Origin of the sequence: Streptomyces sp. NPDC059256 (assembly GCF_042753785.1) — a bacterium.
GTDB lineage: Bacteria > Actinomycetota > Actinomycetes > Streptomycetales > Streptomycetaceae > Streptomyces.
This window is the reverse complement of sequence record NZ_JBHYZO010000038.1, coordinates 15032-34371: the sequence shown is the minus strand read 5'-3', so window position 1 is coordinate 34371 and position 19340 is coordinate 15032. Positions and strand designations below refer to the sequence as shown.

The following is a 19340-nucleotide window of genomic DNA, read 5'->3' as shown; positions in this document are numbered from 1 at the left end:
TCGACGTCCAAAACCCCCCAGACGCCCATCTACACCACTACCCCCCTACCCCCCGCGTGTGGTGTTTGGCCGGTTGGTGGCCGCACCGCGGTGGGCCCCCACAACGACCTCGGTCCCGTCCCAACACCGAGCCGCGCTTCACTTCCCATCCGGTCCACCGGGCCCGGTTGGAGGCGGCCTGATTCCTGTACGTACCGGCCGGGGCCGGCGAATCATTCGGCCGCCTCGTCGGGGCACCACCCCACCGTCATATCCTGGGCGAACCGCCCAGGGCTGATGCGCTCCGGGTCGACTTCAGCCGCCACTTGCGGTGCCGTCCATCGGGACCCGTTGAGCAGGTTATGGGTGAAGTGTCCGCGTTCAACAGCCATACCCAACACTTCATTGCCGGCTGACTTCTTCCGCTTCACGGTCGTGGCCTCGGCAGCGGTCTCCATCCAGTGTGCGGCACAGGGCGTCCAGTCCGCGGCGAAGGGCGTAGGGGTTCTCCAACTCATCGACGGGCAGGGCATTTTGTGCCCATCAGGCCCGGGCCTTCCGCACTCCCCCACGGGCTCGGCCTTCCAGGCGTTCTGGTTGAACGACGGACCCAGCCTGCTGGTAGCGGGTCGGTGGTCTCTGATGGTGTGTCGGCCCCAGCTCCCGCCGGTCTCCTTGGGTTGGCAAGTCGAATGGCGGTGGGAGGCAACCTCCAGGGCCGGTTGTCCCTCTCTCTCGCTGGAAAGATCATCGGGTCAACGGCCCTGCTGATGTGGCCAGATGGCGGTACCACTCATACCGGGAGATGAGGAACAGCGTGAGAGTGAGAGCGAGTGTGACCGGACTCGGTCCGGCCCTGCGCTCGTACAGGCAGGTTCTCACCCGGGCGTACAACCGCCTCATCCGTCCCGCAGAGAGCCACCGACCAATTTCGGAGTAGAGCAGAACCCCTTGCGCGGAGGAGATCAAAGCCCCCGCGCGGGCGGGGCGGACGACAGTACGCCCCAGCAAGTACAGCAATTCCCTGGTCGAACTGGAGTGTGCAGATGTCCCCTACCCGTCGTGACGTTCTGAAGTGGGGAGCCGGTGCCGGGGGCCTCGCCACCGCCGCGGTGCTCGGCATTCCAACGGCAGCCGCTGCAGCGAGCTGGGCCTACCGCTCCTGGATGAGCTCCCTGTCCAGCAGCCTGCCCATCACCAGTCTGACGATCCCCGGCACCCACAACACATGCTCCATCACGGGGGGAGCCATCCCCAAATGCCAGGACTGGAACCTGCCGACCCAGCTCGGCAACGGTATCCGATTCCTCGACATCCGCCTCAACGGCCTGGCGGGCACCGCGAACGAGATGGGCCTTTACCACGGCCCTGTCTACATGTACAAGCGTTACCAGGATGTACTCAGCGACTGTAGAAGCTTCCTGCGCAACAACCCGGGCGAAGTCGTCATCATGCGCATCAAGAACGAGCAGAGCGGCGGCAACAAACTCAACGCCGAGGAATTCAAGCGCCGCTTCAACTGGCACCTGGACGACCCGTCCATGGGGTTCCGTTCGCTCTTCTGGACCAACCCGTCATGGCCCACCCTGGGACAAGCCCGCGGAAAGGTCGTGCTCCTCACTGACTTCACCCACGATTGGGCGACGCTCAGGTGGAACGACAACTGCGATATCCAGGACCAGTACAACGTTTCGGACGATGCGAAGAGGAGGGCGATCGTCGCGCACTTCGACAAAGCCTTCTATGACCAGAGCACGTCCAAGATGTTCATCAACTTCACCAGCACCGCCAAGGGCCCCATCCCCAATCCCTCTATCGGGGCCGAGAAGATCCTTCCGAGCGTCTACGCATACCTGGACCCCAGAAGGAATCAGCGAGCCCGCTTCGGCATCGTGCCGATGGACTTCCCCAACTACCGCACCGACATTCTGGACCTCCTGATCAACAAGAACTTCATCTAGGCACTGGTTGGGTCCTTCGACGTACGTGGGGGGGGTGGCGCCAGACTGGCTGTACGGGCCGTGGAGATCGGACGCATGCGGAGTGGGAGCGGCTGGAGTCGCTCTTACCTCCGGCTCAGAACAGGATCCGAGAAACAGTGCCCAACCCTGAAGTGGCGCCAACCTCCTCACCACGTCCATGGCCCTGACCTACCGCTCTGGTGCACCAGACTGAGCCCGCCCCGACGGCCCCGCGCTCTCGCTCTGCGAGCCGCGTCTGAAGATCAGGGCACGAACCAGCGTCTGCTTCCAGTCAGGATGATCGCCGCCGACGGTCAGCAAGTTGGAGCGCACCTGCTTTCGGTCCGTCCTAGCCTTCACACCGGGCCGCTTCTGCCCTCCGGGTGAAGTGCAGATAGGCATCGAACGGTTCAACCGGGTGTCTGGGCGAAGGCCGTGAGAAGGGAGACGAGGACCGTGACGCCCGCGAGGGTGACCATAGCGATCCGGTGGCCCGCCATCCGGCGCGGGGCCACACCGTGCGTGCCCTCCAGCGAGCAGCCCGCGGCGCGGTCGGTACGGTGCCTGGCTTCCTCCTGTGGTGGGTGGGGTGTGCCGGTCAGGTTGAGGAGGCGGGCGACGCTGAGGGGTGGTCGTCCGGTGAGTGTGAGGGGGATGCCCGCGTCGTTGGCCTGGTGCTGGGCGGTCTTCAGTACGGAGACGCCGGCGCGGTCGAGCAGGGTGAGGCGCGTGAGGTCGATGGTGATGTGGGCGGGTCGGATGGTGACACACAGTTCAAGGACCGCTTGGGCGTTGCGATGTGATTCGAGGTTGAGTTCTCCGGCCAGATGTACGGTCGCCCGCTCTTGTCCGCCCTCCGGGCCGGGGGTGAAGCGGGTGTGGTGGGAGAAGCGCGCCCTCACGCTTCCCGCCCCCTGCGCTTGCTCGGGCAGAGGCCGGCCGGTGCCTGTCGAGGAGAGCGGCGGGATACGCCGGAAGGGCTGAGTGGTCATGACCTTCTCCTGGTGAGGTGTGTTCGCGGGAGCGGTCCCAGCGGATCCTGCGGGTCCGTGAAGAGGCGTGTGCCCCCACTGGGCACGTCCATGTCAAGCAAGGAAGACTCCTGTCCAGGCAAGAGCGGCGTCGAGCTGCCCGGCTGACCCTCGACGGATCCTGGGTGCGGTTCCACGGGTCGAGACCATGGACGCGCCGATGGCCGGGGGACGCCACGGGCCGGGATGCAAACCCGTGGCCATCCCATGAGCAGCGGAAGCAACCCGTTCCCGCGCACCTGGGCTGCTCCCCACAGTGGCCGCCGACTGTGCTCAGGTCAGCGGCATCCCCAAATCGCCGAGAAGTATCCGCGCTCGGGGCTCGTGCTCCGCCAACTGGCGCCCACTCCAGAAACTGACCGACGATGACCAGGCCGACGGCCGCTGGGGGAAAGTCGCCGCCGGATTCCACAACTACGCATGCATAGGCTGACGGACACCACGCCAACGCCCGTCGCCATCACGACATGTGCCACGGGCTCACCGCCCCCACGGGCGGTGAGCCCGTTGACGTTCAGGCGGCGTCGACGGTTCGCGCGGGCTCACTGTTGAGGGGAGGAGTGGGGCCCGGGCGGCCGAGGAGGCCGATCAGTGCGGTGAGGACCGAGAGGGCTCCCATAGCGGCCCAGCCGGCACCGTAGCCTGCGGCGGGGACGACCTTCCCGAAGACCACGGGGACGACGAAGCCGCCGACCGCCGCGAGGGTGAGCATCAGACCCACCGCGGTGCCGATATGTTCCGGGTCGACGCGCGACACGTCGGATGGGACGCACAGCCAGGCGGGGAAGCTGAAGAGGAACAGGAACCCGATCAGCGCTGAGAGGAACCACAGCAGCGGCGCCGAGCGGACGGGCAGCAGGAAGAGGGCGGCGCTCATCGCAAGAAACGGCACGACCATGATCAGTCGGTAGTTCTTGAGACGGTCCGCCAGGTGCCCGCCTATCAGGCTGCCCGGGATTCCCGCCAGGGCGAAGACCGCGCCGAGGAGCCCTCCTTGGCCGGTGCTGAATCCGAATTCGTCGATCGCGTACTCACCGAGCAGCTGTGAGGCGGTGATGTACGCGCCGTACACCCCGATCATGGCTCCGCCGTAGATCCACAGCTGTCGGTCCCACAGAGCCTTCGACAGTCCCTCCCGGGTGATCTCGGCGCCGGCGAGGCCAGCCACGTCCGACGGGGTTCTGAACCACGCAGCTGCGGCAGCGGCCACGATGAGGTTCAGAACGCCGCAGGTGATCAGCATCGCCCGCCAGCCCACCATGTCGGTGAGGGCGACGCATCCGTACAGACCCAGTGCCGTGCCGATGCTGAAGGCGGCTCCACCGGTGATGCCCAGGGCGAGGTTGATCTCGTGGTGACGGAACCAGACGGTGACTGCCCCCACCGAGACCGAGAGGAAGATTGATCCGCCGATTCCGGCCAGGACGCGGTAGATCGCGAGGTCGGTGTATTCGACGGCGATCCCGGAGAGGATGCCGCCGACGCTCTCCAGCACGATGCCGAGGACGAGTGTGCGCTTGAGACCCAGTCGGGTCGCGAGGAGTCCTGCGGGAATGTGGACGACGCCGTATCCGATGAGGAAGAGCGCGATCAGGAAGGCGAGTTGGGTGAAGGAGGCCCCCAGGTCCTCACTGATCGGGGTGAAGGCGGACGCGATGTTGAACCAGTTCAGCGTCAGGCCCACGTACCCGGCCACCAGGAGTGCGAGCATCCGCCATCGGGCGGTGTAGATCTCTTCGGACATGGGCTGGAACATCCCTTCTCGAAGGTGCGGTGCCCCGTGAGAGCGGCGGGTGGGGGACCGACCGACCGCCGAGCTGGCCGGAGTGGCCAAAGTGGGCGAACGGGGGATGCCGCGGACGGATGACTGCGCGTGCCCCGGCGCGGCTTCGCGGCGGACGGGGGCGCGGGTCGATGTGTGGTGTTGCTGCCGGGGGACGTGGTTGACGGCTGGTGTGTGGATTGCCGCGGATGTCCGGCGTGGGGTGTGTGGGTGGCAGGGTGGCTGCGAGGTCCGGCACTCGATGTGGCGAGGCGACCGAGGAGCGGACGGGTGCGAGGGCCAGCGCACCGGGCCGAATGCGTTGGGGACGGTACGGGCTGTCGGGACTGCTCTACCACCCGGGGCAGTGCTCGGTGGGTGTGCGGGCGGTGACGGGTGCCTCCCCTGCCGCTGGGCTGGGGGAGGCACCCTCTGCGCTAAGGCTTCTTCACCGCGATCGCTTCGAACTCGACCATGAGGTCGTCCTGTACGAGCCCTGCGACGAACACGAAGGTGGAGGGAGGGCGGGTCGGTAGCCAGCGGTCACGGACGGCCCTGATCTCCTCCAGTGCCTCGGGTTTGGCGATGAAGCCGGTGATCTTGACGATGCGGTCCATGGAGCTGCCGGCGGCGTCCAGGGTGCGGGCCATGTTGGCGAATGCCTGCTCGGTCTGGGCCGTGGGATCGTCTGGCCCGACGGTGTTTCCCGCTTCGTCCCAGCCGATCTGCCCGGAGGTGAAGACCAGTTGGTCCACGGTGCCCGCCCAGTGCCAGGCCGTTCCTGACAGGACGCCGGGCACCTCGGTGATGAGGTTGAGGTCGGCGGCCATGTCAGTCCTCTTCGACGAGTGCGATCGCGCGTACGGGGCCGGCAGTGCCGCCTGCGATCTTCAGGGGCATGGCGATCACTTGGAAGCCGTGCGGGGGCAGTTGGTCGAGGTTGGCCATCTTCTCCATGTGCACGTACTCCTTCTCCAATCCGAGGAGGTGACAGGGCCAGAGGAACTTCGGGTCGTGGCCGTGCTCGTGGTAGTCGGCGGCCCATGCAGCGTAGGGTCGGTCATAGCTCCAGGCGTCGGTTCCCACGGTGGTGACCCCCTGGTCGAGCATCCATTCCAGGGCTTCGCGGCTCATACCGCCGCCGCGGTTCATATAGGCGTCGGTGCCGAAGTACTTGTCGTTGCCGGTCATCGACAACACGATGTCGCCGGGCTTGAGCGTGTAGTCGATGTCACGGAACTTCTGCTGGAGCTTGTCCAGTGACACCTCTTCGCCGTCCGCGCAGTCCTGGATGTCGATGACGACGCCGTCACCGATGCAGCGTTCGAGGGGCCATTCCTCGATGGTCTTCGGTCGGGAGCCGTCGGCCATCTGCGGACCGAAGTGCCATGGGGCGTCCATGTGGGTGCCGGTGTGGTCCGTGATTTCGAGGTTGCAGATGGCGTATGCCTCACCAGGAGTGGGCCAGTCCTGGGGGTCGATGTCGTAGTTGTCCTTGTTCCACTTGGCTCCCTCCGAGTGGGGGACGAGTGTGACTCCCTTGCCGTCGAGGGTCGGATCGGTGTCCACGGTCATCGAGAGGTCAACGATGCGTCGGGCCATGGGGTTTGCCTACTTCCCTTCGGAGATTCCTATCCATATAGTGGATATGAAATCAACTGATCGGATAGTGTGTCCGAGACATTAGGTGGGTCGAAGAAGTCTCGTCAATGGGTGTGCGGCTGCTGTCTCGACTGACTTGTCTCGCCGCTGCGACCCCGGTGAACAGCGAAAACAGGGGGTTCCCGCAGCGGATGGCCCCTTCGACGCGTGGAGTGGACGGCGGGCGTCAGGGCGGGTCCAGTCATGTCGGCGCTCGGCGCAACCCTGGCCACGCTGGGCCGGGGCCCTAGCGAGCGGCAGCTCACGGCTCGGCGCCGCAAGGCTCACCTGCGCCACACCGACGGACGGCGAGGGGAGCAGCGAGCGGCGAGGGGCGAGCTCAGTGCTTCACCGCGACGGTCAGCAGGGGCTCACGGCGTTCGTCGAGTGTCGTCGATCGAGCGCACCGCACGGCTGCGCAGGAACGCATCGATGCCGGCGCGCAGTTCACCGTCCGGACCGAAGCACGCCTGGCGCAGGGCGGCGGCGTCGAGCGAGGGGCCAACGGGAGCTGGGGCGGGTGTGCCGCCGATGATCCGCTTGTTGGAGGCGGTGGCCCGGGGCGCGAGTCGGGCTGCGCGCCTGGCCAGTTGCAGTGCCGTCTCGACGTGGGCGCCGTCGGGGGTCAACTCGGCGATGGCTCCGACCTGCCATGCGCGGTCGGCGTCCACCCGTCGTCCCAACAGCAGCATTTCGCGTGTGAGCGAGCCGCCCCAGACCGATGCGAAACGGCGTACCCCGGTGTCGGAGTAGACCAGGCCGAGATCACCGGCCGGTATGGCGAAGTACGCATCGCGGGTGGCGACTCGGGCATCACAACAGGACGCCAGTTCGAGTCCGCCTCCGAGGGCGGCGCCGTCGATCGCAGCGATGATCGGGAACGCGGAGCGCTCCATCACGTCGAACACTGCGTGGCGGGGATGGGCGATCAGTTGTTCGGCGGACTGTTCCCACCGGGGCCCGCCGATGCTGCGAAGGTCATATCCTGCGCAGAAGGCGGGACCATCGCCGGTGAGGACCACGGCGCGTGCGTCGAGGGCGTCAAATGCCCGGGCCAGTTCGTCCAGGGTCGTGGCGTCGAGTGCGTTGCGCCGCTCGGGTCTCGCGAGTGTCACGAGGGCGACGCCCTGGTCCACTTCTTCGATGCGCAGGGACGGGTGCTCCGTCAGGTCACTGCCCACATCGGTCCCGTCTCTGTTGGGCCAGCCGTAGAAAGGGATCCAATGCATGTGGGTTGACCACGGCATCGCGGTCCACCACGTCGTCGAGGTCGGCGCCCATGAGTAGTCGTTTCATCGGGACCTCCAGCGGCTTGCCCGATCGGGTCCGGGGGACTTCGTCGATTCGGTGGACGGTGTCGGGGATGTGTCGTGGCGAGCAGTCTGTGCGCAGCCGGGAGGTGATCGCGCGCTTCAGCTCGGTATCGAGTTCCTGCCCCGCGGCCAGGACCACGAAGAGCTCCAGCCTTGAGGACGCATCCGGTTCGATCACGTCCAGGGCGAGTGCGTCCACGACCGCGTCCAGGCTCAGGACGGAGCGGTACAGCTCGCTGGTGCCCATGCGGATGCCACCGCGGTTGATCGTGGAGTCGGATCGGCCATGGATGACCACGCCTGCCCCGGGTGTGATCTCGATCCAGTCCCCGTGGCGCCACACGGGCGATTCGGTGGGGTAGTGGTCGAAGTACGCCTCGCGGTAGCGCGTGCCATCGGTGTCACCCCAGAACTTCACCGGCATCGAGGGCATCGGTGCTGTGAGGACCAGTTCCCCCACTTCGCCGATCAGGGGGTGGGCGTCGTCGTCCCAGGCGGCGATGGGCGCGCCGAGGGATCTGCGTTGCAGCTCTCCTTGGATGACGGGCAGGGTGGGAACTCCTCCGATGAAGGAGGTGCAGACGTCCGTGCCGCCGCTGGAGGAGAACAGCCACAGGTCCGGGCCCAGTTCTGCGTAGACCCAGTCGAAGACCTCGGGGGTGAGCGGTGAGCCCGTGGAGCCGACCGCGCGCAGTCGTCGCAGGTCCCTGTCTTTGCGTGGCTGGACGCCGTCGGCGCGGCAGGCGGTCAGGAAGCCCGCGCTGGTGCCGAAGCAGGTGGTGTCGGTGGCCTCCACCACGTCCCACATGGCCGCCTGGTCCGGATGGCGGGGGCTGCCGTCGTAGAGGACGATTGCGGCGTCGGTGAGCAGACCGCCGACGAGGAAGTTCCACATCATCCACCCCGTGCTGGTGAACCACAGGATGCGGTCGTCCCGACGGGCGTCGACATGGAAGTGGAGCTTCTTGAGGTGTTCGAGGACGATGCCGCCGTGCCCGTGGACGATCGGCTTCGGGGCACCGGTCGTGCCCGAGGAGTAGAGGATCCACAGTGGGTGGTCGAAGGGCACTCGTTCGAATGCCAGGGGTGGCCCTGCGGCACAGAAGTCGTCCCAGGTGACGGCCGCGGTGATGCCGGTGAGGGGTCGGCCGGGGCTCAGGTGGTCGACAACGACGACCCGGCCGAGGGTCGGTAGTTCGTCGACGATCTCCCGCACCACCTCCAGGCGGTCGAACTCCCGTCCCGCGTGACGGTATCCGTCGACGGTGATCAGCACGGTGGGGTCGATCTGCCGAAAGCGGTCCAGCGTGCTTGTCGCTCCTGTCTCCGGGGCGACGATCGACCAGATGGCTCCTAGGCTTGCCGTCGCCAGGAGGGCGACCACCGCCTCGACGGTGTTGGGCAGATAGGCCGCGACCCGACCGCCGCGACCCACGCCGGCGGCTATGAGGCCGGCTCGGGCGCGGGTCACGCGGTCGATCAGTTCGGCCCAGGTGAACTCCTGTGGGGCCTCGGACTCGCAGACGGACACGATCGCCACGCGTTCGGGATCGCGGTCGGCGAGGATCTGTTCGGCGTAGTTGAGCTGCACATCGGGGAACCAACGCGCGCCGGGCATGGTTCGGTCGGTGAGCACACTCGTCGGATCGCCGTCGGCGCGTACGTCGAAGTAGTCCCAGATCGCCTTCCAGAACCCTTCGATGTCCTTCACCGACCAGTGCCAGAGCGCATCGTAGTCAAGGCACTCGACACCGCGTTCACGCGCCAGCCAGTGCCGGAACCGCGTCAGCTCACTGGTTGTCGTCCACTCTTCGGACGGTGTCCACATCACCCGTCGCGTCGGGTCGGTGGCCTTCAGCATGTGAGGGCCTCCCACAGGTGTTCGGCGTGGTTCATGAGCTGGTGGTCCTTCCCTTGGGGGGCGATCAGTTGGAGTGCGCTGTCGTGGGGGCCGGTGCCGAGTGGCAGGGAGATCGCCGGCCAGCCGTAGGCGCTGGCCGCGCGGGTGAACCGGGAGGCGTCGAGAACGGCCGCGGGCTCGGAGACCGCCGGTGGCAGGAGGGGGGTGGTGGGCAGTGCGATCACGTCGACGTGAGTGAACACTGCGGCTGACCGGTGCGCCGCGTGTGCCACATCCTGCCGGGCCTGCGCGTAGGTGGCGGGGGCCATGCGGGTGCCGCGGTCAAATGCGGTCAGCAGGTCGGGCTCGTCGGGGGCGATGCGACCGGCCCACTGCACTGCCGCCTCACGGGTCAGGATGCGCCCTGTGCCCCGTGGCCGTAGTTCGAAGTCGATCTCGACGATCGGGTGTCCGAGGTCCGCGAGTCGGTTGAGTGCGGCTTCGAAGGTTGCGGCGACTCGGGGATCCATGGGGCCGTGCTCCAGGAGGCGGGAGGGGACTCCGATGCGCGGGAGTGCGACGGCGCGGTCGGGTCCCGTCACGCCCAGGACTTCGGCGGTGGTCCGGCAGTCGCGTACCGATGCGGCGAACACTCCGACGCAGTCCATCGAGGGCGCCAATGGAGCGCAGCCGTCGAGCCGGACGCTGGCGTGGGACAGTTTGAGACCCACCACGCGGCACCAAGCTGCCGGGACCCGTACCGATCCGGCCGTGTCGCCGCCGATCGCCAGGGGGACGATTCCGGCGGCGACGGCTGCGGCGGACCCGGCGGACGAGCCCCCGGGCAGTGTGTTCGGCGCGGTGGGGTTGGGACAGGGCGGCCTTCCCGGGGTCTGCCCGGTCATGCTCCAACCGAGTTGGTCCATCGAGGTCTTGCCGATGATCACGGCGTCGGCGGCGCGTAGTCGTGCGACGACCTCCGCGTCCTTCTCGGCTCGGTGGACGGGGGTTCGAAGCCCGAGTGTGGTGTCCAGTCCCGCGATGTCGAAACTGTCCTTCACCGCGATCGGTACTCCGGCGAGGGGTCCCAGGGGATGCCCGTGTGCAGCACGGCGGTCGATGTCACGTGCCGCTTGCAGGGCGGCGGGGTCAACCGTCCAGAAGACACCGTCGGCCTTCTGAGCGGCTGTCAGTGACTGGCGGCACAGTTGCTCGGCAGATCGGGTTCCGGTCCGCACGGCGTGGGCGATCGCTGTCGCGTCGGGGAGCGGATGTTCGTCGGTTGGGCCGTCGCGAGTCATCGATCCTCCTGAGGGGGCATGGTGCGCCTACGTCGTTGGTTTCGGCGACATTCGTGTGGTGGTTCTGGGGGGTGTCACACCGGTGCGGTGGTGGTGGCCGCGAGGGCGTCGCGCGCAGTGAGGAACGGTTCCATGGGGAGGCGGGTGAGTCCCGCACCGACCTGGCCGATGCCCGGCTGACGGTGGGCGAATCCGTTGTTGACGATGGGGGTGATGCCGGTTTCGCAGACGAGGTCGACATCGATGCCCACCGGTGTGCCGGCGAAGTTGTCGGAGGGGATGAGGAACCGGTTGCTGCTGCCCCGGCAGATCTGGCGCATGGCATGCACGACTTCGACCGCCTCTTCATGGGTGCCTCCGACGAAGGAGCTGATCGCCGGCGCCGCGGTGAGGGCGAACGCGCCGAGGCCGATGGTCTCGGTCATGAAGGAATCCCCCATCGCGGGGCAGGCGTCCGCAATGGTGAAGCCGGAGAACACCTTCGGTTGTCCGGTGGGAGCGGGGGCGGTGATCCAGCCGTCGATGCCGCTCACGCGCAGTCCGAGGCGTCGGCCGTTCGCGCAGATCGCGGTGACCAGCCCGGGGGTGTCCTGTACGGCGTGGGCGGCATCGCCAACGACTTTGCCAGCGGCCATCGAGAAGGCCAGGAATGTGTGGGGGTTGCCCGCGAGGAACTCCAGGACGGACGCTGCCGTCTGAGCGTCGGGGGTGTTGCGGACCACGGCTGGTGCGAGCTGGGCGAGCAGGGCGGCCGTGCTGGCGACGTTGCGGTTGTGGCATTCGTCGCCGCGCCGCAGCCCCTCCGCCTGTAGCGCGATGATGTCCATGCCTCCTGCCGCGGTCAGTGCGGCGTCGAGGGTGGGGGCGAGCACATCGCTCATCCACCGAAGTCGGGCTATCACCCGGTCGCTGGTCGAGCCGAACCGCAGGGCTTCGCCGAGACCTTCGTTGAGGGGAGCGAACGCCGTCCTTGCGTCCGCTCCCTCGACCTGGACAACGGGGATGCTGGGGGAGATGACGCCTGCCATCGCCCCCACAGCGTTGGCCGAGTGGCAAGGTGCGAGGGATACGGCGCCGGAGTCGAGGAGCTCTTCTGCACCTCGCAGGTCCGGGGCTTCGCCTTCGAGGACGAGTGCGCCGAGGACGGCACCGCGCATGGGGCCGACGAGTTCGTCCTGCTCCAGCGGGGGGCCCGCGTGCAGGAACCTCCGGGGGCCGACGGCATTCATCACGTCGCCAGCCCGTCTCACTCCGGTCGCCACCGCTGGGGCCTCGGCCAGCATGGTCCATCCCTGGCTGTCACGCATAGCTGATCATTCCTGCCGTCTCGGGGGTGGGAAAGCGCTCGGGCATTGCGGACCCGCCGTGTTGGCGATGCCCGCCCTGGACATCGGAGGTGACGGGCCCGCGGCGGGGGCAGGTCTCGGCCTCGCGCGGGGACTGTTCGCAAGTGCGCAAGGGAACGGAGAACACAACGTCATATCCATATAGCGGATACAATATCTGGATTACGGATAAGCTATCCATCACAGGAATGACCCGTCAAGCATGCAGAGCACCCCGACCGTCAGCCACTCCCGATCGGACGCCCACATAGTGGATACACTGTCCGCATTGATAGTGTGCAGACATGTCACAGACGAAGGAATCGGCCTCGGCGCCCACTTTGCAGAGCATGGACCGGGGTATGCGGATCCTCGAACTGCTCGCCGAGCGGCCCCTGCGGGCGAAAGAACTGGCCGACGCCCTGGGTTCCAAGTGGGCGACGACCCACCGCACCCTGACGTATCTCCGCAACAGCGGGTACGTACGCCGGGATGAGGACAGCGGGCTCCACTACGTCGGCCGGCGCATGTTCTCGATCGGTGCCGCCTATCTCGACAACCACGCTCTCCTGAACAACGCGCTGCCCGCCATGCGTGCCCTGTCGGACGAGTTGGGGGGCTTCGTACAGATCGCCGAGCGCGACGGTGCGTTCTCCACGGCGATCGCCAGCGTCGAGCCCCGCACACCGGCCGACTCGATCACGGCATCGTCGATGCTGGGCAGGCGCTACCCGCTGCACACCGGCGCCCGCAGCCAGGTCCTTCTCGCCTACGCCGGCGAGGAAGCCATCGAGGACTACCTCGCCGGCCCCCTGAAGCCACTCACCAAATTCTCGATCACCGACCCACGGGAGTTGCGGGAGCGGCTTGCGGAGACGCGGCTCAACGGCTACGCCGTGACCGCGCAGGACGTGACGGTGTGGAGCAAGTCGGCGGCGGCTCCGATCCGCGACCAGCACGGAGCCGTCGTCGCTTCCGCCGCGATCATCAACTACCACGAGGACGGTGCGCACTCGGCCGCGGCACCCCGGGCGGTTGTCGAGTTCGCCCGGTCGATGTCCCATGCGCTGGGCTGGCGACTGGACTGAGCCGGACCGTGGTTCCCACAAGGCCCGCTCGGCCCCGGGACACATCACCGGGGCCGAGCGAGGCACGGGAAAGCGCCGTCAGATGCTCGGCGGCGCCCACAGGACGGGGTCGTTCGCCGGTGACATCTTCGCGAGGATCAACTCGTCGAAGGCGTTGGCCGTGCCCCACTGGTCCTGCTCCTGGGGCGAGGTGCCCCACACCTTGGGGGTCCAGCCGTGCTCCTCGTCGATCTGGATCAGTTCGGTCGTGTATTCCATGACGAACCCGCTCGACGGCTCCTGGAAGTACGAGTACGTGTTGTCCCCGGCGCCATGCCGCCCCGGACCCCACAGGGGCTGGACACCGGCACGCATCAGCCGCCCCGTCCCACGCATGAACTCGTCGATCCCGTTGAGCTCGAAGGACACATGGTTCAAGCTGGTGTGCGGCGAGTTGGCAAACGCCAGGATGTGGTGCCAACTCCCGGTGCGCAGGAAGCAGAAGAAGTCCTGGAGCCAGTCCGAGACCTTGAAGCCCAGTACCTCGCCGTACCACGCAACAGCCCGGTTCACATCGGTGGTGTTGAAGACGACGTGGCTGATGAACTTCGGCCGCGATTCGCCGCGCTCGACCGGGCGGTGGGCACGCTGTTCGACCTCGGTGGCGAGCTCGATGGCCCGGCCGTCACAGTCGAAGAACGCGCACGCGTAGCCGCCGCCGTAGTCGGCCCGCTCCCCCGGCTCGCGAATGACCTTCGTGCCGCTGCGCGCAACGCGCTCGAAGAGCTGGTCCACTCCGGCCCGGTCACGGACGTCGAAGGTGGTGAGCTCGATGCCCGCGACATCGTTCTGGCGCAGCTTGATGATGTAGTTGCTGGGGCATCCGGAGCCGAAGTAGCTCCGGCCGTGTTCCTCGGTGACCAGATCCAGTTGCCAGAGGTCACGGTAGAAGCCCCTGGCGACGGGCAGGTCCTCGACCGCTATCGCGACCGACCGTACGCTGGTGATCGGATGTGGAGTGGGGATGGACATGTGATTCTCGCTTTCTTCACCGAGAAGTCGGGGGTGGTCGCCTTCCGCGGCGATCGTGGTCACCAGGAGGTGGCGATGTACTTCGACTCCATGAATTCGAGCATTCCTTCGGTGCCGCCTTCGCGGCCGAGTCCGCTCTCCTTGACACCGCCGAACGGGGCCGCCGGGTCCGAGAGGAGGCCCCGGTTGACGGCGACCATGCCGGCTTCGAGCTCGCCGGCCATGCGCAGGCCGCGGCGCAGGTCAGCCGTGTAGACGTAGGCGGCGAGCCCGAGGTGGGTGTCGTTGGCTGCTCGGATGACCTCTTCGTCGGAGTCGAAGGCGATGATGCTCGCAATGGGGCCGAAGATCTCCTCGCGGACGATGTCCGCCTGCGGTGGGACGTCGACCAGGACGGTCGGCGCATAGAACGACCCTTCGCGTGGGGGCCGTTCGCCGCCGGTGAGGATCCTCGCGCCGGCGGCCACCGCCGACTCCACCAGACTGTCGATCTTGTCCACCGCGCGGTCGTTGATCAGTGGCCCGCACTCGGTCGCGGGATCGGTCCCCGGGCCGATGGTCAGTGCGGAGAACCGGTCGGCCAGGAGGCCGGAGATCTTCTCAACCAGGGATCGGTGCACGTAGATGCGGTTGGCGGCGGTGCACGCCTGTCCCCCGTTGCGCATCTTCGCGATCATCAGTCCGTCGATGACCTCGTCCGGTACGGCGTCGTCGAGGACGATGAAGGGTGCGTTTCCGCCCAGCTCCATGCTGGTCTTGAGGACCGTGTCCGCGGCTTCGTGCAGGAGTGCGCGTCCCACTTCGGTGGAGCCGGTGAACGACAGGGCCCGGACCCGTGGATCGTGGAGCATCGCGCGCACCACCTCACCCGAGCGGCTGGTGGTGACGACATTGACCACCCCGTCGGGGACCCCCGCATCCGCACAGATACGGGCGATGAGGTAGCTGGTGAGCGGGGTTTCGGAGGCGGGTTTGAGGACGACGGGGCACCCGGCGGCCAGGGCAGGTGCGATCTTTCGGGTGGCCATGGCCGCGGGGAAGTTCCACGGGGTGACCAAAACGGCGACGCCGATCGGTTCGTAGGACACCATGATCTGGTTGGCCCCGTTCGGCGAGGAGCCGAGCTGGCCCGTCGCCCGGACCGCCTCCTCTGCGTACCAGCGGAAGAACTCCGCGGCATAGGCGACCTCGCCCAGGGCGTCGGAGAGGGTCTTGCCGTTCTCCGACGAGATGAGCGTGGCGATCTCGTCCTTGCGTTCGTTCATCAACTCCCAGCAGCGCTGGAGTACTTCGGCCCGCTCCCGTGGGCTGCGCGCCCGCCAGGACCCGAAGGCCAGGGCTGCCGCGTCGACGGCGGCCAGTGCGTCTTCGACGGTGGCGTCGGGGACGCTGCTCAGCGGCTTGCCGCAGGAGGGGTCGAACACGTCGATCGTGTCACGTCGGCGGTTCGGGGGCGCCGTGCCGATGATGAGGTCGGAGTACGGCGAGGGGATGGTCGTCGTCATCGGGGATCCTTCGCTACATGGACTGCGGACAGAACGTCAGGCCGGGTTGCGGCCGGCGAAGAACTCGCTGTCCGGAGAGTCGGTGACGTCGAGTCCGGCGGCCACTGCGGCGGCGCGGAGCTGTGCCATCTGCCCATCGTTGATGCGCGACAAGGGCGCGCGCATGGGGCCGCCGTTGAACCCGTTGAGCCACCCCTGGTACTTCCACAGGTAGCGGTGGACCATGGCGGTTCCGGCGACAGCCTGGCCGACAGCGGCGGAGTCCGCTTCGCGGACGGGGTGGATCCTCCAGTAGATCTCCATCGCCTCGTCGAACTTCCCCTCGCGCATGAGGTTGAAGTAGCGCGCGACCCACGGGCCGTACGCCTCGTAGTTCGAAGTGCCCATCCACTGCATCCCGTACATCGAGTGCCACGCCGGGGAGTTGGACTCGATCGGGTCCATGACGATGACCTGGTCGCGGTACTTGTGGAAGATCTCGGCGATACCGCCCACGCCCGGCCCGCCGACCTCGCTCTTCACGGCGACGACATTGGGGATCTCGTCGATCATCCGTCCGATCAGCTGGGGTGAGAAGTGGCTCGGGTGCAGTCGGCGGAAGTTCCACAGGTGCATCGCGAAGATGATGATGCCGAGGTTGGTGCTGTCGGCGATGGCTTTGGTGTAGTCGAAGACCTCCTGCTCGGTCTGCGGGTAGAAGGTCAGCGGGTATGACAGCAGTACGTAGGTCGCGCCCCGCTTCTCCGACTCCTGGATCAGGCGGATGTTGTCCTTCAGGGTCGGCAGCGCGGCATGGACCACGGTCTGCAGTGCGTCCCCGGCCTCGTCGATCGCGATCTCGGTGGTCTGCAGGAGTTCGTCGAAGGTCGTACCGCACTCCGACACGATGAGCGTGCTGGACATGCCCATCTTCTTCTCCATGTCGATGTCGTGCCGGATCGCGCGTTCGTTGATCCGGGTCAGATCGCTGGTGAAGGTCGGCATCACGCATCCGCAGATGCCCGTCATGTTCTGCTGGGCCCACTCGCGGGCTTCGAGGCGCGAATAAGTCATGGGTGGACGCTCCGTTCGATGAGGGTCGGCGCGGCTCTACGAGCCCGCCACACATCCAGATAGTGGATATGATGACCACTTGCTGGATGTTTGCGGAGGCTAGCAATCAGCCCGATGCGGGTCAATGGGGTACCAACGGATACCCCTGCGACTCACCGCACCGACACGCGCCCACCGATCCGGCAATCGACGACCCCGTAGGGCCCGAGGCGTAAACCAGGACCTTTTCGCCCATGCGCCGGGGCGTTGACACCCGACATTCACGGTTGTAGCTTCACCGAACCCACTAAGTGGATGAGCTATCCACTATTTGGATAGAGCCTGCATTGTGTTGGACGACAGGAGTCTGCAGATGATCAGGGCAGAAGTGACCGACACCCGGGTGAGCCGGCAGTCGTACTGGGGCGAAGAAGAGTTCCAGGTGGAGATGGAGCGCATCTTCCGCAGATGTTGGCTCTTCGTGGCACACGAGAGTGAGATCGCCGAACCGGGTGACTACGTCACACGGAACCTGGGCGGCGAAGACGTCATCGTCACCCGTGACGAGAGCGGCGAGATCCGTGCATTCCTCAACTCGTGCACCCACCGGGGAACCCAACTGTGCCGCGCCGACCTCGGTAACTCATCGCACTTCCGGTGCAGTTACCACGGATGGACCTTCGCCAACTCCGGCGAACTCAAGGGGGTCCCCGAACGCAAACAGGTCTTCGACCCGTCGTTCGACAAGTCGGCGTTCGGCCTGGTGCGCGTGCCCCATGTGGAGAGCTTCCACGGGCTCGTCTTCGCAAGCTGGAACCCCGAAGCCCCTCCCCTGGTGGAGGAACTGGGGCCGGCCGCGTGGTACCTCAAAGGGGTCCTCCACAAGGCCGGTGACCTGGTGGCGGTTGGCCCACCGGCCCGCGCAAGGGTCCGAACTAACTGGAAGCTCGGTTCGGAGAATTTCGCCGGAGACGGGTACCACCTCGCCACGACCCATCAGAGCCCGATCGAACTGGGCACCTACCTCAACACCGACGCCTTCCCCCAACTGGACGGCGTCTCCATGGCCGATATGCGGGGCCGATGTGTCGTCGCGGGCAATGGGCACGCGTTCCGCGTGCAGCACTACGACCTGCCCGGCACCGAGCCGATGTTCTTCGGCTACCCGCAGGACAAGTGGCAGGAGATGGCCGAGGCCCTGGAGCCGGCCCAAGTCGACCTGATGTCACGCCAGTCCGTCCTCCACGGGAACATCTTCCCGAACCTGTCACTCATCGACGCAGCCTCCCTCGACTCCGGTGACGACACCCCGGCCGTGTCCTACGTCCAGTTCCGCGTCTGGCACCCGATCGACAACATGCACAGCGAACTCATGCTCTGGGCGCTCGTGCCGAAGTGGTACGACGAGGAGCAGCGCGCGCACTCGCTGCGGGCCAACCTGCGCATGGTCGGCCTCGCCGGCATCTTCGACACCGACGACCTACAGAACTGGACGAGCGTCGCGGACATGAGCCGCGGATCGGTCGCCCGCGCGACGGACTTCGTCTACGAAGGCGGCCTCTCCGCGATGAAGGACACGGAGACGGACTGGCCCGGGGACGTCTATGACATCGACCACTCCGAGACCAACCAGCGCGAGCTGTACCGACGCTGGGCCGAGCTGATGAACGACGAATCGTTCGTGTCCGCCGGAGCGGGACGGAGGAAGACCCGATGAACATCCGGACGAGCCCGCTCCCCCGGTTCCGCACGGTGGACGCCGAGACATCGAGTTCACTGCGCCACTTCTACGACATCGAGGCGCGACTGCTGGACGCCTACGACTATCCGAACTGGCTTCCACTGCTGGAGGACGAGTTCGTCTACCGGGTTCCCGTCACCGTCACTCGCGACGATCCCTCGCTGGGGCCGACCGTTCCCGGGGTGTATCTCGTCGATGAATCCCGGGATTCCCTGGCCTCGCTGTGGGCGCGCCGATTCGAGCCGGACCACATCGACTTCGCCTGGGGCGAGGTGCCGTTGCATCGCATCCGGCGCTTCGTGACCAACGTCGTGGCGCAGCCCGGTGAGGAGGAGGGCGAGTACGTGGTCGACAGCAATGTGCTGATCAGCGTCGTCCACCAAGCGCACCCCGCTGTCATCGCCCCGGCGGGGCGACGCGACCTGGTGCGGCGACGCCCGGAGGGTTGGGGCCTGGTGCGCCGCACGAGCGTCTTCGACGAGAGCGTCATCCGGCTGCCGCATCTGCGGATGGTGATCTAAGTGTCCGCCGAGACCCCCCAGGACGCCGAGGCCGCGCTGCCCGCGGAGGGCGTCGTCGATGCGGAGTTCACCGTGATCAACGAGTTCACGGCCGTGCGGGTCAGCAAGATCAGGACCCCGAACGGCCACCGGGTGGAAATCCGGTCACTGCGACTGGGTCATCGCATCCGCCTCGATCCCCTCGCTCTTGAGAGCGTCACCTGGCAGTCGCCGGACGTCTTCTCCCATTTCCTCGACCAGCCCTTCGGCCCTGGGCCGAGCCCGTCCCCGTGACCCGACCGTGGCACCG

At 66.8% G+C, this 19340-nt stretch carries 17 protein-coding genes; 5 read left to right on the top strand and 12 right to left on the bottom strand.

All coding sequences use genetic code 11. The features are described 5' to 3' along the window. Positions 1-212 precede the first annotated feature (212 nt). The gene (locus ACFXJL_RS34425) at positions 213-437 is read right to left on the bottom strand and encodes a hypothetical protein (RefSeq protein ID WP_384699356.1); all 225 of its coding nucleotides are present in this window, start codon (positions 435-437) and stop codon (positions 213-215) included. Between the two features lie 588 nt (positions 438-1025). Here ACFXJL_RS34425 and ACFXJL_RS34420 point away from each other — a divergent pair. Beyond that, positions 1026-1940: a phosphatidylinositol-specific phospholipase C gene (locus tag ACFXJL_RS34420; protein WP_384699353.1), complete on the top strand. Its 915-nt coding sequence runs from the start codon at positions 1026-1028 to the stop codon at positions 1938-1940. A 410-nt stretch (positions 1941-2350) separates the two neighbouring features. Here the strand turns inward: ACFXJL_RS34420 and ACFXJL_RS34415 are convergent, their stop codons facing one another. The 8 genes from ACFXJL_RS34415 to ACFXJL_RS34380 form a co-directional block, all read right to left on the bottom strand. Beyond that, complete coding sequence (locus ACFXJL_RS34415; RefSeq protein ID WP_384699350.1) at positions 2351-2932, bottom strand: STAS domain-containing protein; 582 nt, start codon at positions 2930-2932, stop codon at positions 2351-2353. 553 nt (positions 2933-3485) lie between these two features. After that, positions 3486-4715 (bottom strand): MFS transporter, encoded by a 1230-nt coding sequence (locus ACFXJL_RS34410; RefSeq protein WP_358877978.1) that lies wholly within the window; start codon positions 4713-4715, stop codon positions 3486-3488. A 455-nt stretch (positions 4716-5170) separates the two neighbouring features. Next, positions 5171-5563 carry a RidA family protein gene (locus tag ACFXJL_RS34405; RefSeq protein ID WP_384642820.1) on the bottom strand — a complete coding sequence of 131 codons (393 nt, stop codon included), beginning with the start codon at positions 5561-5563 and terminating at the stop codon, positions 5171-5173. Position 5564: 1 nt separating this feature from the next. After that, complete coding sequence (locus ACFXJL_RS34400) at positions 5565-6335, bottom strand: cyclase family protein (protein WP_384699346.1); 771 nt, start codon at positions 6333-6335, stop codon at positions 5565-5567. A 410-nt stretch (positions 6336-6745) separates the two neighbouring features. Further along, positions 6746-7555 (bottom strand): enoyl-CoA hydratase/isomerase family protein, encoded by an 810-nt coding sequence (locus ACFXJL_RS34395; RefSeq protein WP_384699343.1) that lies wholly within the window; start codon positions 7553-7555, stop codon positions 6746-6748. After that, a complete protein-coding gene (locus ACFXJL_RS34390) occupies positions 7545-9548 on the bottom strand; it encodes an acetoacetate--CoA ligase (protein WP_384699340.1) in 2004 nt (667 codons plus the stop codon). Before ACFXJL_RS34390 ends, ACFXJL_RS34395 begins: the two co-directional genes overlap by 11 nt. Then, positions 9542-10828, bottom strand: coding sequence for an amidase (locus ACFXJL_RS34385; protein ID WP_384699338.1), 1287 nt, complete (start codon positions 10826-10828; stop codon positions 9542-9544). Before ACFXJL_RS34385 ends, ACFXJL_RS34390 begins: the two co-directional genes overlap by 7 nt. A gap of 74 nt (positions 10829-10902) precedes the next feature. Further along, positions 10903-12135: a DUF1116 domain-containing protein gene (locus tag ACFXJL_RS34380; RefSeq protein ID WP_384699335.1), complete on the bottom strand. Its 1233-nt coding sequence runs from the start codon at positions 12133-12135 to the stop codon at positions 10903-10905. A gap of 323 nt (positions 12136-12458) precedes the next feature. On the opposite strand from ACFXJL_RS34380, the gene ACFXJL_RS34375 reads away from it, so the two are divergent. Beyond that, positions 12459-13241, top strand: a complete 783-nt coding sequence (locus tag ACFXJL_RS34375) for an IclR family transcriptional regulator (protein ID WP_384699332.1) — start codon at positions 12459-12461, stop codon at positions 13239-13241. A 78-nt stretch (positions 13242-13319) separates the two neighbouring features. Here ACFXJL_RS34375 and ACFXJL_RS34370 read toward each other — a convergent pair whose 3' ends face one another. Genes ACFXJL_RS34370 through ACFXJL_RS34360 form a run of 3 tightly spaced genes read right to left on the bottom strand, consistent with a single transcriptional unit; the run spans position 13320 to position 16810 of the window. Continuing rightward, entirely contained in the window at positions 13320-14252 is a 933-nt protein-coding gene (locus tag ACFXJL_RS34370) for a VOC family protein (protein ID WP_358877986.1), read from the bottom strand. Between the two features lie 59 nt (positions 14253-14311). Beyond that, positions 14312-15757 (bottom strand): NAD-dependent succinate-semialdehyde dehydrogenase, encoded by a 1446-nt coding sequence (locus ACFXJL_RS34365; RefSeq protein ID WP_384699328.1) that lies wholly within the window; start codon positions 15755-15757, stop codon positions 14312-14314. 36 nt (positions 15758-15793) lie between these two features. Then, positions 15794-16810, bottom strand: a complete 1017-nt coding sequence (locus tag ACFXJL_RS34360; RefSeq protein WP_358877988.1) for a dihydrodipicolinate synthase family protein — start codon at positions 16808-16810, stop codon at positions 15794-15796. Positions 16811-17162: 352 nt separating this feature from the next. On the opposite strand from ACFXJL_RS34360, the gene ACFXJL_RS34355 reads away from it, so the two are divergent. Genes ACFXJL_RS34355 through ACFXJL_RS34345 form a run of 3 tightly spaced genes read left to right on the top strand, consistent with a single transcriptional unit; the run spans position 17163 to position 19324 of the window. Next, positions 17163-18506, top strand: coding sequence for a Rieske 2Fe-2S domain-containing protein (locus ACFXJL_RS34355; RefSeq protein WP_384699325.1), 1344 nt, complete (start codon positions 17163-17165; stop codon positions 18504-18506). After that, a complete protein-coding gene (locus ACFXJL_RS34350; protein WP_358877990.1) occupies positions 18503-19051 on the top strand; it encodes an aromatic-ring-hydroxylating dioxygenase subunit beta in 549 nt (182 codons plus the stop codon). The genes ACFXJL_RS34355 and ACFXJL_RS34350 overlap by 4 nt, the downstream gene beginning before the upstream one ends. Further along, on the top strand, positions 19052-19324 hold the full coding sequence (locus ACFXJL_RS34345; RefSeq protein WP_384699321.1) for a dihydrodiol dehydrogenase: 273 nt from the start codon (positions 19052-19054) through the stop codon (positions 19322-19324). It begins immediately after the preceding gene. Positions 19325-19340 lie beyond the last annotated feature (16 nt).

What these genes read in the sequence shown, in the direction of transcription:
- ACFXJL_RS34425 (WP_384699356.1), bottom strand. Translation starts at nt 437, where the DNA reads ATGGAGACCGCTGCCGAGGCCACGACCGTGAAGCGGAAGAAGTCAGCC.
- ACFXJL_RS34420 (WP_384699353.1), top strand. Translation starts at nt 1,026, where the DNA reads ATGTCCCCTACCCGTCGTGACGTTCTGAAGTGGGGAGCCGGTGCCGGG.
- ACFXJL_RS34415 (WP_384699350.1), bottom strand. Translation starts at nt 2,932, where the DNA reads ATGACCACTCAGCCCTTCCGGCGTATCCCGCCGCTCTCCTCGACAGGC.
- ACFXJL_RS34410 (WP_358877978.1), bottom strand. Translation starts at nt 4,715, where the DNA reads ATGTCCGAAGAGATCTACACCGCCCGATGGCGGATGCTCGCACTCCTG.
- ACFXJL_RS34405 (WP_384642820.1), bottom strand. Translation starts at nt 5,563, where the DNA reads ATGGCCGCCGACCTCAACCTCATCACCGAGGTGCCCGGCGTCCTGTCA.
- ACFXJL_RS34400 (WP_384699346.1), bottom strand. Translation starts at nt 6,335, where the DNA reads ATGGCCCGACGCATCGTTGACCTCTCGATGACCGTGGACACCGATCCG.
- ACFXJL_RS34390 (WP_384699340.1), bottom strand. Translation starts at nt 9,548, where the DNA reads ATGCTGAAGGCCACCGACCCGACGCGACGGGTGATGTGGACACCGTCC.
- ACFXJL_RS34385 (WP_384699338.1), bottom strand. Translation starts at nt 10,828, where the DNA reads ATGACTCGCGACGGCCCAACCGACGAACATCCGCTCCCCGACGCGACA.
- ACFXJL_RS34380 (WP_384699335.1), bottom strand. Translation starts at nt 12,135, where the DNA reads ATGCGTGACAGCCAGGGATGGACCATGCTGGCCGAGGCCCCAGCGGTG.
- ACFXJL_RS34375 (WP_384699332.1), top strand. Translation starts at nt 12,459, where the DNA reads ATGTCACAGACGAAGGAATCGGCCTCGGCGCCCACTTTGCAGAGCATG.
- ACFXJL_RS34370 (WP_358877986.1), bottom strand. Translation starts at nt 14,252, where the DNA reads ATGTCCATCCCCACTCCACATCCGATCACCAGCGTACGGTCGGTCGCG.
- ACFXJL_RS34365 (WP_384699328.1), bottom strand. Translation starts at nt 15,757, where the DNA reads ATGACGACGACCATCCCCTCGCCGTACTCCGACCTCATCATCGGCACG.
- ACFXJL_RS34360 (WP_358877988.1), bottom strand. Translation starts at nt 16,810, where the DNA reads ATGACTTATTCGCGCCTCGAAGCCCGCGAGTGGGCCCAGCAGAACATG.
- ACFXJL_RS34355 (WP_384699325.1), top strand. Translation starts at nt 17,163, where the DNA reads ATGATCAGGGCAGAAGTGACCGACACCCGGGTGAGCCGGCAGTCGTAC.
- ACFXJL_RS34350 (WP_358877990.1), top strand. Translation starts at nt 18,503, where the DNA reads ATGAACATCCGGACGAGCCCGCTCCCCCGGTTCCGCACGGTGGACGCC.